Source organism: Psychrobacter sp. ANT206, assembly GCF_056880555.1.
This window is the reverse complement of the sequence record NZ_CP096271.1, coordinates 2,165,802-2,180,709: the sequence shown is the minus strand read 5'-3', so window position 1 is coordinate 2,180,709 and position 14,908 is coordinate 2,165,802. Positions and strand designations below refer to the sequence as shown.

Sequence of the window (14,908 nt, the reverse complement as noted above, 5' to 3'; positions counted from 1 at the left end):
ATCATGACTGATATGATGAAAAATATAAGAATAGTAGAAGTTTATTCAGATATTGCAGGATATAAAAAAGGCGCTTCTCTAGGCATTGATGCATTAAAAGCGTCATCGAAAGAGCTTAATGCAGATTATTTTGAAAAATTGCAATTCGACAGTATTGAGGATGATAGCAACAGTGAGGGGGAATCACAATTTGCGCATGCAAAGTATGCTGATGTGATTGAACCGATTATCTCTAAGTTAGCACATAAAATAAAAGATATAAGAAATGAGAATAAATTCCCCATCGTCTTAGCTGGAGATCATTCTAGCTGCGCAGGAACGATGCATGGCCTAAAAATGGCGCATCCTGATGCTGAAATTGGTGTGGTCTATATAGACGCACACGCTGACTTTCATTCGCCCTATACCAGTGGATCAGGAAACATGCATGGAATGCCTTTGGCGATGGCGTGTGCCATTGACAATCTAGAATGCCAGCGCAATGAGCTTTCTGAAAAAGAAAAAGAGTATTGGGAAAAATTGAAATTTATGGCATCTGATGAACCCTCAATCAAGCCAGAAAACGTGGTCTTTTGTGCCGTTAGAGATTATCAAGAAGAAGAAATGGATTTAATTAGAAGACATAAAATCCCTTTATATAGCGTTGCTGAGATAACTCAAAAAGGCATCAGTTCCACAGTAGAGGAAATCTTCAAAAAATTGGAGTATTGCGATCATATCTATGTCTCATTTGATGTTGATAGCGTTGACCCTTTGTACGTGCCAGGAACTGGTACGCCTGCAATGAATGGTCTGTCGTATGAACAAGCCATGCAACTTAACATAGAGTTAATCAAGAATAAAAAAGTATGCTGTTGGGAGATGGCAGAAATCAATCCTTTGTATAACAATTCAAAAGATGACTCAACCAGAATATTTAAAATTTTAGAAAAAGTTACGCAGTCTCTTTTAAAGAATTACTGATATTAAATGTTTAAAATAAGTTAAAGCATCTAGCCTAAATATATTTATTGCAAATACTTATTTAGGTTAGTTAAAAAATGGACTGCGAGTAACAATAATATGGACATTATTAAATCTAGTTCTTCAAGTCAAGACGTTAGCAGTATCAGTACCAGACAGTTTTTAAAATTCTTTATACCCTCTATAATAGGTTTGTTGCTCTTCGTATTTCCAATTCCCTATGTAGATGGTAAATTTGTATCATATGCAGAAGGATTTACCATCCCTATCTCTGTATTAAAGGATTATATACAGGGTTACATGGGCAGCCTGTTGCCAATGTTTGTTGTAATATCCATTATGATTACACTGTGTTGTACGTTATATACTAAAATAATGAAACCTTCATTTATTCTAAATAATGCGTTTTTAAATAATTTACTGAACGTTACAACACCTTGGCTTATTATTAGAATGCTTGGTGCGTTTTTTGTTGTCGTTACCTATTTTAAATTTGGGTTTGAGGCAATATATTCAGATAATATCGGTGGGTTAATATTATATGAATTAATGCCAATACTTTTTATTGTGTTTTTCTTGGCTGGATTACTGCTACCGTTATTGCTTGATTTTGGCTTATTAGAATTTTTTGGTGTTTTATTAAGTAAAGTGATGAGACCTCTATTTGGTTTGCCCGGTAGGTCCTCTGTAGATTGTTTGACGTCATGGTTGGGTGATGGCACTATCGGCGTATTATTAACTGATAAACAATTGGAAGGTGGGTTTTATACTAAAAAAGAAGCAGCTGTTATTGCTACCAGTTTTTCAGCAGTTTCGATTACATTCTGTTTGGTCGTCATCTCTCAGGTTAAGCTAGAAAGCTACTTCCTCAATATGATTGGGGTGGTTGCTTTATGCGGGATTGTTTGTGCTTTAATAGTACCAAGGTTATTGCCTTTATCTAGAATTGACAATACGTATGTAGTAGAAAATAGTGATAGAGATCATGAAACCATTCCTGAAGGAAAAACGTTATTTACCCATAGTTTACATAAAGCCGTTCACAAAGCAGAAAAGAGTCCAAGCTTTTTTACTTTCTTAAATGATGGGTTAAAAAATATTTTGGATATGTGGATCGGAATATTGCCTGTTGTTATGGCAATCGGGACGATGGGTTTAATCGTTGCAGAAGAAACACCTGTATTTGATTATTTAGGTATGCCGTTTATTCCATTCTTAGAATTAATGAATATACCTTTTGCAGCAGAAATGTCAAAAACCATTATGGTGGGCTTTGCAGATATGTTTTTGCCTGCTATTATCGGCTCTTCAATAGAATCAGAGTTAACGCGGTTTGTCATCGCTTGTTTGTCAGTCTCTCAACTGATCTATATGTCAGAAGTAGGGGGATTGATTCTAGGCACAAAAATTCCAGTGAGCTTTTTTCAGTTGTTAATAATTTTTCTATTAAGAACCATTATTTCATTACCAATTATTGCATTATGTGCTCATATGATTTTTTAAATTGGGTTTCATGAAAACTGAATGCACTATATCTGAAAAAAAGAATATCTGAAAAAAGAATAAGCAGCAAAAGATCACTTATCAAGGTGGTCTTTTGCTATCAATATCAAGCTACTCACAAGATCATCGTTTTGCAAGGTTAATCATACATCGTGCAACAGGTATCTGACCAACTACAACTGCATAAGTTTGGTCGCTATTATCCGCGTCAAGACACCGCTTTGATACATAGAGCAGTCTGTAATGTATACCACGCTATATGACAAAAGTCACTTTGACCGCTTTAGCCTCGTTATCACACAAATCATGGGTCACCATATGCGCAAGGACGCGGTCTCTAAGAACATCAATATTACCTCACAGACAAGTATCAAGAAAAAACAGTTTACGGAGGTTGGAGATATGAATGAGTGTAAAACAGCTTTAGAAATTATGAGACGAAATAAGAATACTATAGAGGCTAGCCTGGCTTTCCATAATAATGTTGAAAAAATGAAAAAAGAGTTTGTCGGAAAGCTTAAATTAGATTTATACCTAAATGCTAAAAGTTGTCCTCAAAAACTTATTCTAAGAAATATGAAAGTAGATAATAAGTATGAAAAATTCAGCTTCGGAAGTATAGAAAATATTGGAATTATTTGTTTTGAATTTCAAGATTATTATAATAAACCAAGCTTAGGCGTAAGATTTTTAGGAAAATTCAGACATTCTGAATTTGCAAGTGAACATAAAAGTGAAATAAACAGATTACTAAACGAAAATATTAAAAATAAGCAGTTTGAAAGTTCTAACTGGTGGCCCGCTAAGGACAAGTTTGAGCCTTTCGATTGGAGAAACTCTAGTAAGCCGTGGCAAATGATGAAAGATGACACGATGGCTATAAAGATTCTAGATGAGGTTTTAGAAATCTATAAAGTATTAATTGAAAATGGTTATGAAATTACATAAAGGAATACCATGACATGGCTCGTGAACCGCACTTTTTTTCATAAGAAATGTTATGGCAAATGACTCTGGATAGAAGAAGTCGGTTTACACTGGTTTCATTGAGGTATACTTGTCTAAAATAAGATAAACGTACCTTTTCGAGATTATTACATGAAATCTGATCCAGCCTTTTTATTGATAGGGGCATTGGCAAAACAAGCCAATACGACTAAAGATACTATTCGCCATTACGATGAATTGGGATTGCTGAGATCTCGTAAGCGTCAGGCAGGGTCACGATTATATACAGAGTTTCATCCAGAATGTATTGAGCGTATCGAAATAATTAAAAACATAAAAGCTGTCGGTTTTAGTCTCAATGAAATTAAGAGTGGTCTTAATGATTATTACGATGGCAATTTCAGTATCGATAAACGAATGCTTGCCGTTTCTGAAAAGCTTGCTCAAGCGAAAAGCGAACAAGCGGCTCTTACTAATGTCATTAATCAGCTTACTACTCGTTATAGGGTATTAGAAGAAATGAAATCAAATAATAATACGCTTCTTTCTAAAGATGAATGGCAAAAACGAATAGCGGAGCTACTGCCAAGTGATACGCCGTCTTAATTCAAGTTTGCCTAACTTCACAAACTTGAAGGCTGACTGTTTTTTTCGTGAATACCTGCAGATGTATATCAAACCTATAGAAACTAACTAAGTGAAGCAGTTGCTTAGCTAAAAGAGACAGCGACTGCGCTACATAAGTAATGTCCCACTTTCAAGATATAGCGCTTCCGTTATAGAATGCATGAAATATCAGACTTTTAGTGGGCTATAAATATTGTCGAATAGTTATAGTGAGTTCAGTATTAAAGCGATACAGTAGGACTGGGATGAATTTTACGCAGCCTCTGTCAGCGTAGTCACAGCACGCCAGAAAAATTTATACCAGTACTGCGTTGGAACATAACGTATCTGTTTTATTTGGAATTGACTATACATTGATTATAAATAAGGAAATTAAGATGCAAGTAAAATTAGGTTTGTTAGTAGCTACCGTGTTGGCGTCAGGATCATGCTTTGCTGCTGATGCTTATAAAGTTTCTACCTCTGTATTTAAAGATGGTGAGTTAATTGCTTCACCTGTGATGCTTGTAAATGCTGAAGAGATGGCATCGATCGCTGTTGACACTGAGTTTCAGTATAACCTGACAGTAAAGCCCTATAATAAACATACGGCTAAAGTCGTTACGGCTCTTAAAGTTGGTGATGATGTTGCGGAACATGAAACGACCGTCGCCTATGATAAGGAAGCTACAGTTGATAATGGCAAAGACAAACTTACTTTATTGGTTCGTAAAATTACCAGTTGAAGATTATGGCATTCACAGCTATGAAGTCTATATATATAAAGAGTAAAACCTCTGATCAGTATCCATTCAATTCACCAATTAATTGAATGGATACTCTTGGTTTATAGCGATTAGATTCAGACAATAGGAAAAATATCTACCCGACTATAATTTCTGCTGAACCGAGTCGATATCTGCGTAGACTTAGGTAATGCTATCCTTATTACGCTGCATACTCTGATACGGTTCAAACTTATCTTTATACTCCATACTGGGGCTACCGACAGGCATACCCGGTACAACAAGACTCATTGCTTGTACGGGTGGATTTTCTGAAAACTGTGCCATATATTATCCCACTACACCTTGTACTGAAATTTTTTTTAGTGCTTTTTAGTATCACCGACAATCTTATCCATCAAAGCAAACAACAAGCCAGATAATACAAACGTCATATGGATAATCACTTTCCACATCAATACATCAGCATCAGCATCGCTCATCTCTTTGGGTATATCCATAAATGATTTGAGAAGATCAATGGCAGAAATGGCAACGATGGCACCGATTACTTTAAGTTTCAGACCAGAAAAATCGATTTTTCCCATCCATTCAGGACGATCTTCATGATCACCTGTATCAATTTTTGAGACAAAGATCTCATAGCCACTAAATATGATGATGAGTAATAAGCTTGCGACCAGTGACATGTCAATAAGAGCCAACGTGCCGACGATGACATCGGCTTCAGAAGCAGTAAACACATGGGTAATCATGTGCCATAGTTCTTGGAAAAACTTGATAAATAGTAGAATAATACCGATCACTAGACCCAAATAAAATGGGGCTAGTAGCCAACGACTATTAAATATTGTTTTCTCTAATGTTTGTTCAGCTTTCTTTATCATGTATATCTCTTGTTTTTGGGAATATGCGTTATAAAGTAAGATGCTTATCTTAGGCAATAGAAAGTGATCCGTGACAGAAAACAGGTCATACCAATCGCTTGATACAACCTGTCATAACTACGATTTTTTACTAAAGCGCTTTTTCTTAATTTGAACGTAGCGTTTAAACTTGAGCTAAAATTAACACTAAGTAATCGCCTTCGCTTGTTGCTTGCGATGCTTAAGTGAAGCAAGCAATGCCCAACCGATAAAGGCAATACCAATCAAACCAGTAATAATCTCTGGTACATGGAATTTCACTGATAGCAGCATAATAATTGCCAAAGCACCAATGGCATAATGCGCACCATGCTCTAGATAGATGAACTCATCAAGTGTGCCTTTGTCTACCAAGAAAATAGTCATCGAACGCACAAACATGGCACCAATCGCCAGACCTAACATAATCACAATAACGTCATTGGTGATTGCAAATGCGCCAATCACACCATCGAAACTGAATGAAGCATCAAGAACTTCTAAGTATAAGAAACCGATAATACCGCCCTTCATAATCGCGCTGGTCGCTGCGGCGCCTGAACCCTTTTCTTCATTTTCTAAGTCTTCCTCAAGGTCACCCTCGAGCATACCAGAGATAACTTGGACACCAAGATAGACCAAGATACCCCAAACACCCGCAATCAGTACGGCAGAAGCTTGCTCCGCACTGGCCCAAGATACAGCGAACATCAGGACAATTAGAGCGACAAACACGCTCATGGCATCGACTTTGCCAAGCTTTGCTAAGCGGCTCTCAAGCCAGTTAAACCAATGCACTTCTTTATCATCAAAGATAAAGTTTAAGAAGACGAGTAACAAGAAGATACCACCAAAGGCTGATATTTCAGCATGATGTGCCATCAGTCTTGCTGAGTATTCTTTAGGGTCGTTCAATGCCAAATCTATCACTTGCATCATGCCAAGGTCTGCGGTAACCGCAACGATGACAATTGGGAATACCAAGCGCATACCGAATACAGCAATTAAAATACCAACGGTTAAAAATATTTTTTTCCAAAACTCGTCCCAGCCTTTAAGGACTGAGGCGTTGACCACTGCATTATCAAAGGATAATGAAATCTCCATGACGGCCAAAATAGCAGTAATAGAAAGGGTGGTTATCAAACCGCCCATACCGCCATGTGAATATCCCCACCATGCAGCTACCATCAATGCGATAGCTGTGAAGATGAAGTCTAAATAAAAATGTCTCATGACACATCCTGTCTGGTTGCGTAAAGCTAAGGTTGTCTATTATAGACGCAGCATAAAAAAAGTGGCTATCGCTAGCCACTTCTCCATGTGTGATTTTTAATAAAATATAAAGTATTCTTAAAGAATCTTCTATATAAAATTGTGAACGTGTTTGTTATAGATAATATTCTATGGTTTGGCGTCAAAAAATATCTTGTACGTTATCTAAAATTATTATGCCAATAAAAGATGACTTCATTAGAAAAGCACTAAAATTTGATCATCTCAAGGGCTTGAAATACTTCTATAGTCAGTCTTAAATAAAATAAGTACAAATATTATAACGTGCTACTGGGATAAATTTTTCTTGCTTACTGTGCCTGCGCAGACAGAGGCGGCGCAAAACTTATCCCAGTAGCACTTTGTTCGATTTATAGTGGATTGACTATAGTAATATCAGGTTCTCTATATTTTAGTGAATCTAATATTATTATCTATAGCGCATACCCGAATGTTTGAATGTTTGAATGTTTGAATGTTTGAATGCTAATTAGGCAACCACTATTATTTCCATCAATCTAGTTTATATTCACATATTTTTAAGCACGTGCTAAATCCGCCGCTAGCGTAATTTGTTTCGCCATCAATTGATTCATATCGACACCGACTATTTGACCCTCTAATACACGCCATTTACCGGCAACCATTACCTTATCGGCTTTGGTTGCACCACAAAGTAATAGTGCTGCAACAGGAGATCCTGCGCCCGCAAAGCGTATTTCATCAAGTTTAAATAGGGCTATATCAGCTTGTTTACCTACCGCTATTTCGCCAATATCATCACGACCTAAACATCCTGCCGAGCCTATAGTTGCCCATTCAAACGCTTTTTGATGGGTTATTTCTTCAGCACCATAGCGCAAGCGTTGTAACAATAATGCTTGGCGGACTTCGCCAATCATGTTCGAGCCGTCATTTGACGCGGACCCATCAACACCAAGACCGACAGGGCAACCCGCCGCTTGCAGGGCAATGGTAGGGCATTGTCCTGATGCTAATAGCATATTTGATGAAGGGCAGTGGGCAATACCTACATTCGCTTTACCCAATCGTGCTATTTCTTCATCATTAAAGTGAATACCGTGCGCAAGCCATGTACGATTATTTAACCAACCAACGCGCTCAAGGTAATCAACGGGACGCACGCCAAACATTTTTATACAAAAGTCTGTTTCATCATGGGTTTCGGCCAAATGGGTATGTAATCTGACATCAAGCTCTTGGGCCAAATCAGCCGTTGCTCGCATTAATTCTTCACTAACAGAAAATGGGGAGCAGGGGGCTAGTGCTATGCGGGTCATCGCGCCATCTTCATATTGGTGATAGGCTTTAATCAATCGCTGGCTATCATCTAAGATTTCGCGATCTGTTTGAATGGTGGTTCGAGGAGGCAGGCCGCCCTGATCTTCACCTAAGCTCATTGAGCCACGGGTAAGGTGAACGCGGATACCCAGTTTGGTTGCCTGCTCTACTTGAATGTCAATAGCATGCTCTAAACCATTGGGAAATAAATAATGATGATCGCTGGCTGTAGTACAACCAGAGAGTAGTAATTCGCAAAGCGCTATTTGGGTAGATGTTGCTATCATTTCAGGGGTTAGTCTGGCCCAAACGGGATAAAGACTTTGTAACCAAGGGAAGAGATTTTTGTTTAAGGCGGCAGGAAAAGCACGGGTCAATGTCTGATAAAAGTGATGGTGGCTATTGATTAAGCCGGGTATAAGAACGTGTTCATGAGCATCCACTACCTCATCAACCGCTCGTAAGGGTTGTTCACCAGCCCTTATTAATTCGACAATAAGATCATTTTGAATAACGATACCGCCAGCATAAGCGGGGTCTAAACAGTCGAGGGGGTTTTTGATCCAAGTTCTTTGAGATTTAACCTGCATAGTGACTCCTATTAGTCATCAGGTTTAGAAAAGATTAAGAAAAATCTTAATCGCTTAAACCCGGATGTAGGAGCTACTAACACACAAACCGGAAAGGTGTGAATAGTAGTTGATTTAAAATCACGGCTATTTAATGATCGCCTCCAAATCATTGTTCATAAATATCTTGGCAAAAAACAACCGTGTTGTCAATTATTAAGTAACTTGTGTTCTGCTTGACCTATGTGACTTATGATCTATACCCTGTTAATCAAGAAGAAAAAAACGGCTATGGTGTTTTGCTAGTGACCTAATTGGACAAATGACTATAGAGAGTCTTGATTAAAAACAACAGACAGCTCATTTGCAGCTTCCTGTAAAAGAGGTACATGGCTTAATAACGTTTCTAAAGACTTTTTGACAGTGGGACCATGAGTAAATACGGTGGCAAATGCTTGCTGCTCACCATTTGGAATGAGTACCGCACAGGCGACCATGCCTGGAATAAACTCTTCGTTATCTATCCCTATCTGAGTATCACGCGTTTTAGCGATGGTCTGCAGTAGCTGATTTTTATCGGTCTGTGTGTTGGTGGTCAAGGCATGTATCGACATTTTATCAATAATACGTTCGCACTTATCTGTAGGTAGCTGTGCGAGAAGTAACTTACCACTGGCACTTGCCCAAACTGGAATATGAGAACCCGCAGGTAAGTATATTTGAAGGGGCCAATCAGACAATACGCGATCGACGTAAACCACGTCTAAATCTTGCATAATCGCAATGCCTACCGTTTCGCCTATTTGTGCCGAAAGCTGTTGCAAGATTGCCAGCCTTTCAGTTTTGAAATGATTGTTTTGCCATAAATCTATGGCTAGCTGATAAGTTCGTTTTCCGCAGGTTACTTTTCCAGGCAGATCTAATTGGACGAATCCGAGATTCTGTAATTGTTCTAGCAGCCGATACATACTTGGTATCGGTATGTCTAACGCTTCTGCTAGGTCGCTGACACTCATAGGTCTTTGAGACTTGGCTAACATTTCAACTATCTTCAAAACACGCTCAACGCTTGAGCCTTTTTTTTTAGCATTATTCATGGTTTGATTCATATCCTTAGCGACACAACGCCGCATAGCTACGTCAATTATAACGAGAAGGCTTGAGCATTTACATCTTGTTATGATAAATCAATTATGTTATTTTACATAACGATAATTTATCTATCGATATATGAAAATTAATGTGGCATAAAAAATATATTGGTGACATGCTAACTTCTAATTTAAGTGATTAAAGGCGAACAATCCTCTCGTTACAAATATTGAGGTTTTGTAGTCCTAAGAATATATAAGGAATAAATATGAAAGCCTTTGTAGTAGAGAAAGTAGCGGACAGAGTGTTTTCTTGCGCAATACAAGAAGTTCCTGTACCAGAAGGTGATAAAGATGAAGTGGTCATAAAGACAACTTATTCATCATTAAATTATAAAGATGCTTTAAGCTCCGTAGGCAATCCGGGTGTGACTAGAAAGTTCCCGCATATCACCGGTATCGATGTGGCGGGAGTGGTACACGAAACGACATCTGATGCCTTTGCAGTCGGAGAAAAAGTATTGGTGACTGGCTACGACTTGGGTATGAATACTGATGGCGGTCATGCAGAGTTTGTCAAAGTGCCAGCGTCATGGGTCGCCCGTATTCCTGACACAATAACTGATAAAGAAATCATGACTTTCGGTACTGCAGGATTAACCGCAGCTTTGAGTGTTAATGAATTACTAGATAACGGTGTCAAGCCAGAAGATGGTGAGGTTTTAGTCACTGGTGCTACTGGTGGCGTAGGTTCTTTAGCGGTTTCTATCCTAAACAAAATTGGCTTTACTGTCGTTGCCGTATCAGGAAAAGAGGAACAAATTGATTATCTCAAACAAATTGGCGCGTCAGAAGTCATCCTTAGAGATACTTTCAATGAGGATGCTAAAAAACCCATTATGGCTGAAAGATATGCAGGGGTTGTCGATACGGTTGGCGGTGATATTTTAGCCAATGCCCTAAAATATATAAAATATGATGGGGTTGCTACTTGCTGTGGGTTAACAGCGTCACATGAACTCAATACCAATGTATTCCCATTTATTTTAAGGGGCGTCAGACTAATAGGTATCGACTCGGTTGAATGTAAGCTTGAGAAGAAGCAAGCAGCATGGGACAAACTGGCTGGTGAGTTTAAAATAGCTACTCTAGATAGTATCACTAATGAGATTGGCCTAGAAGATATCAAAGACACCTACGCATCGATGTTAGAAGGAAAATCAGTGGGCAGGTATGTCGTAAAAATATAAAGGAAATCTATTTTCTTGTCGATATGATATGTAGTAAGAAACTCTTAATTTTTTAAAATTAAGAGTTTCTTAGTTTCTATAGATAAAATTTTATCGACTAGTAATGACTCGTATAAGAGGTCATATTTATCCTAAAGATGATCAATTGATAAAATTATAGAGTTTTTAGGAATGTAAGATGGTAACTATAATACAAGGTTTAAAACAAGACTGGTCATTTTCAGCGTCTGTTGCTGGATTTTTAGCGGTACTCATTGCTTATGCAGGGCCCCTGGTTATTTTCTTTCAAGCGGCACAAGCAGCACAAGTGTCAGAGGCCATGATGGCGTCTTGGATTTGGGGTATATCGATAGGCACTGCGATACCTGGTATTTATCTTTCTATCAAATATAAAGCGCCGATAGTGACTGCTTGGTCTGCTCCAGGAACCGTGCTGCTCGTAACATTATTTCCACAGATGAGTATTAATGAGGCCGTTGCGGCTTACATTATCTCAGCCATTGTCATTTTTATGGTCGGTGCGACTGGCTATTTTGATAAGGTTTTACAGTGGATTCCTAATAGTATCGCCGCCGGTATGATGGCAGGTATCCTATTTCAGTTTGGCTTAGCGTTATTCGTCGCCACTGACACCATGCCATTTATTATTTTTAGTATGTTGGGCTGTTATTTATTGGCCAAGCGCTTGTCACCGCGCTATACAATGATTTGGGTATTATTATGTGGCGTCATCTTAAGTTTGCTACTTGGCAAGATGAACCCTGTTGATATCAATTTTACGATGACCATACCCGTCCTCATCTGGCCAGAATGGTCCTGGCACGCAACGTTTAACCTTGCAATTCCTCTTATTCTCGTGAGCTTAAGCGGACAATTTTTACCCGGCATGGCTATCTTGAATTTAAGTGGCTATGACACGCCGGCGAAACCTATTGTCATGGCCACTAGCATTGCCTCACTAGCGGTTGCTTGCGTAGGAGGTATCACCATTACATTAGCAGCAATCACCGCTGCACTATGTACAGGAAAAGATGCGCACGAGCTCAAAGAAAAGCGTTATGTCGCCGGTGTCGCTAATGGTATTTTTTACCTATTGGGGGGATTGTTTGCTAGTAGTATTGTGCTGGTGTTTAGCTTATTACCTAAAGAGCTGATCGCCGCTCTAGCTGGTCTGGCGCTAATAGGTGCTATCTCAGCCAATATTACGGTTGCCATGAAAGATGATAGTCAAAGAGAATCGGCACTGATTACTTTTTTAGCCACGGCATCTGGCATGCAGTTTTTGGGATTGAGTTCGGTGTTTTGGGGCATCTGTATCGGTATGATTGCTCACTACATATTGACTAAAAAAAGCAGCAAGCCGGTTGTGGTATAACTGGTTGGTAAAAAGGTGATTGATTGAAAGATATTCTTAGTGATTATGGTTGGGAATTATGAGTCCAACCCTCTGCTACAATTCATTTAACCGCTTGGTTATCATATTCTGAGAGTTTTCGATCAATATAGTAAGGCGGTTCAATAATAAACACAGCACTAATCTTAAAAACTCCTCTAAATAAAACAATGCTAGTAAACGCTTAGAAATCGTGTCATAAGTAAGATCACACAACAAAGGAATGTTGTCATGAGCCAGCTTGTATTTGACAAAGTAGTATTGCATTACTACAAGCTATTAGGGACACTATTATTGCTGGTAGGTTTTACGGTTAGTAGCTTTGCCGCCACCTATAAAATTGAGCCTGACACCTCTAACGTACGTTTCGCTATTGACCACCTCAAAACCTCTGTCACCACTGGCGGCTTCTATAATGTGGCGGGAATACTCCAGTATGATCCGAGCGCAAAAACTGGCGACATCTCTCTTATTATCCCCATAAAATCCTTAAACACAGGCAACAAAAGCGTCACTCTCAAACTGATGGGCTCTGATTTTTTTAATATGGAACAGTTTCCATTGGCTCATTTTGAATCTACCAAATGGCATTTCACTTCTGACACAGAAAACCCAAAGGTCACACAAGTGGATGGCAAGCTAACCTTAAACGGTCAGACCCATCCTATTAGCTTATTGGCGACCAAATTTAGTTGCTATCTGACCGCTCTAGATAAGAAGAATATCTGCGGAGGCAATTTTACCGCCACTATTGACCGTACTCAGTGGAATATCAAAAAATATGTCTTGTTCGGTATGACTAAAAATCTGACTTTAAATATAAAAGTTGAAGCGGCTAAACAATAATCTTTTTAGCGTCGATAAATAATAAACGTGTCATAAAGTCATGGCTAAAATGATTAAAAATGAGTTTTTGCCAGCCTAGTGAGGATAGTATGAAACCAAGTTATATGCTGTTATCAGCACTTGCACTCAGTATGGCTTCCAGCGCTGTCATGGCTGATAGTGCAGGCTTATCTAATACGACGAGCCTATTCAATATCAGTCCCGCTACCAGCTTACCTAATGTCAGTCCTACCAATAGTGATTTGGTTAATCGCGGTGCCTATATTGCCCGTACTGCTGATTGCATGGCGTGTCATCGCGAGGACTATAGCGGCGGCGTCGCGATTGAAACCCCTATTGGTAATATTTACTCGACCAATATCACGCCCTCCACACGTTATGGTATCGGTAACTATACTGAGACTGACTTTAAAAAAGCCCTGAAAAAAGGTCGTGCGCCTACGCATCAGCTATATCCTGCGATGCCATATCCTTCTTATCATGGTATGGCGGATGCGGATATCAGTGCATTATTTGCTTACTTTCAAACCGTACTTCCAGTAGAGGAGCCACCTGAAAATACCACTAAGCTACCATTCCCGTTAAATATACGAACATTAATGTTGGCTTGGAATGTGCTTAACGTACCTTCTACCGAAAATCGTGCAGGGCTTACCCAAACCCAGCAGCGTGGTGAATATCTGGTTAATAACTTGGAACATTGCGGTACTTGTCACACACCGCGCAATCTCACGCAAGGTCTTGATAAAGACAAGTATTTATCCGGTGCGCCGCTTGGTAAATGGTATGCGCCCAATATCACTCCAGATAATGACAGCGGCATTGGGCGCTGGAGCGAGAGTGATATCGTCACTTATCTACGTACTGGCATGCTCGACAAACGGGCTTATGCAGGTGGACCAATGGCTGAAGCCGTCGCCCATAGTACACGCTATCTAAGCGATAGCGACTTAATTGCAATGGCGGCTTATCTAAAAGTCGTCCCTATCATTAAGACAGACGATTACGTGATACCTATAGATACATCACGGCTGCCTAATCCGGTCAGCAGCTCTATTGCTTATAATTTAATAGAGCAAAAAGACTATTTGGCACAGGCAAAAACATCTACGAATGCTCATTCTAATAATGACCAAAACTCACCAAAAGCGCTATATCTTGCTGCCTGTGGCAGCTGTCATGGGGTCGATGGTTACGCGCAGCCCGATGCTCGTTACGCCTCTATCGTAGGACTGAGTAGTATTCGTCGCGTTAAGCCAGACGCACTCATTAATGTCATTGCGTATGGTGCTAAAGGGGCGTTAAACACCGCACCCAAAATGCCAGGCTTCGAGAAAGAGTTAAGTCATGCGCAGATTGCCAGTATTACCAATTACGTGCGGGTAACTTTTGGTGGTCTACAAAGTAGTGATGTTAGTGCTGCTGACGTTAAACGCATCTTAAAGTAAGTGCCATTAACCGCACTATCGATACAGCTATAAAAATACTTAATGCAACCTGATGACATGGAT

General features: G+C 39.3%; 14 protein-coding genes. 9 read left to right on the top strand and 5 right to left on the bottom strand.

The annotated features are described in order from the left end of the window. The first annotated feature begins 3 nt into the window (after window positions 1-3). The 5 genes from M0221_RS09005 (at window position 4) to M0221_RS08985 (ending at window position 4,766) form a co-directional block, all read left to right on the top strand. Entirely contained in the window at window positions 4-963 is a 960-nt protein-coding gene (locus M0221_RS09005; RefSeq protein ID WP_010199096.1) for an arginase, read from the top strand. Window positions 964-1,062: 99 nt separating this feature from the next. Beyond that, a complete protein-coding gene (locus M0221_RS09000; protein ID WP_483283608.1) occupies window positions 1,063-2,466 on the top strand; it encodes a YjiH family protein in 1,404 nt (467 codons plus the stop codon). Window positions 2,467-2,784: 318 nt separating this feature from the next. Then, the gene (locus tag M0221_RS08995; protein WP_483283607.1) at window positions 2,785-3,414 is read left to right on the top strand and encodes a hypothetical protein; all 630 of its coding nucleotides are present in this window, start codon (window positions 2,785-2,787) and stop codon (window positions 3,412-3,414) included. A gap of 150 nt (window positions 3,415-3,564) precedes the next feature. After that, a complete protein-coding gene (locus tag M0221_RS08990) occupies window positions 3,565-4,020 on the top strand; it encodes a MerR family transcriptional regulator (protein WP_483283606.1) in 456 nt (151 codons plus the stop codon). Between the two features lie 398 nt (window positions 4,021-4,418). Next, window positions 4,419-4,766, top strand: a complete 348-nt coding sequence (locus tag M0221_RS08985; protein ID WP_227672994.1) for a hypothetical protein — start codon at window positions 4,419-4,421, stop codon at window positions 4,764-4,766. Between the two features lie 183 nt (window positions 4,767-4,949). On the opposite strand, the gene M0221_RS08980 is transcribed toward M0221_RS08985, so the two are convergent. The 5 genes from M0221_RS08980 to M0221_RS08960 all read right to left on the bottom strand — a co-directional run bounded on the left by M0221_RS08980 (window position 4,950) and on the right by M0221_RS08960 (window position 9,914). Continuing rightward, window positions 4,950-5,093: a hypothetical protein gene (locus M0221_RS08980; protein WP_483283605.1), complete on the bottom strand. Its 144-nt coding sequence runs from the start codon at window positions 5,091-5,093 to the stop codon at window positions 4,950-4,952. Between the two features lie 35 nt (window positions 5,094-5,128). Further along, on the bottom strand, window positions 5,129-5,653 hold the full coding sequence (locus M0221_RS08975; protein ID WP_011514108.1) for a TIGR00645 family protein: 525 nt from the start codon (window positions 5,651-5,653) through the stop codon (window positions 5,129-5,131). Window positions 5,654-5,839: 186 nt separating this feature from the next. Next, window positions 5,840-6,907, bottom strand: a complete 1,068-nt coding sequence (locus tag M0221_RS08970; RefSeq protein WP_011513117.1) for a DUF475 domain-containing protein — start codon at window positions 6,905-6,907, stop codon at window positions 5,840-5,842. 578 nt (window positions 6,908-7,485) lie between these two features. Beyond that, window positions 7,486-8,838 (bottom strand): 8-oxoguanine deaminase, encoded by a 1,353-nt coding sequence (locus tag M0221_RS08965; RefSeq protein WP_483283604.1) that lies wholly within the window; start codon window positions 8,836-8,838, stop codon window positions 7,486-7,488. 305 nt (window positions 8,839-9,143) lie between these two features. Further along, on the bottom strand, window positions 9,144-9,914 hold the full coding sequence (locus M0221_RS08960) for an IclR family transcriptional regulator (protein ID WP_483283603.1): 771 nt from the start codon (window positions 9,912-9,914) through the stop codon (window positions 9,144-9,146). Window positions 9,915-10,177: 263 nt separating this feature from the next. Between M0221_RS08960 and M0221_RS08955 the strand changes: the two genes are divergently transcribed. The 4 genes from M0221_RS08955 (at window position 10,178) to M0221_RS08940 (ending at window position 14,845) form a co-directional block, all read left to right on the top strand. Continuing rightward, window positions 10,178-11,158: a YhdH/YhfP family quinone oxidoreductase gene (locus M0221_RS08955; RefSeq protein ID WP_483283602.1), complete on the top strand. Its 981-nt coding sequence runs from the start codon at window positions 10,178-10,180 to the stop codon at window positions 11,156-11,158. A 178-nt stretch (window positions 11,159-11,336) separates the two neighbouring features. Next, window positions 11,337-12,533 carry a benzoate/H(+) symporter BenE gene (benE, locus tag M0221_RS08950; protein ID WP_483283601.1) on the top strand — a complete coding sequence of 399 codons (1,197 nt, stop codon included), beginning with the start codon at window positions 11,337-11,339 and terminating at the stop codon, window positions 12,531-12,533. 249 nt (window positions 12,534-12,782) lie between these two features. After that, window positions 12,783-13,397 (top strand): YceI family protein, encoded by a 615-nt coding sequence (locus M0221_RS08945; protein ID WP_483283600.1) that lies wholly within the window; start codon window positions 12,783-12,785, stop codon window positions 13,395-13,397. An 89-nt stretch (window positions 13,398-13,486) separates the two neighbouring features. Continuing rightward, window positions 13,487-14,845, top strand: a complete 1,359-nt coding sequence (locus M0221_RS08940) for a c-type cytochrome (protein ID WP_483283599.1) — start codon at window positions 13,487-13,489, stop codon at window positions 14,843-14,845. The last annotated feature ends 63 nt before the right edge of the window (window positions 14,846-14,908 follow it).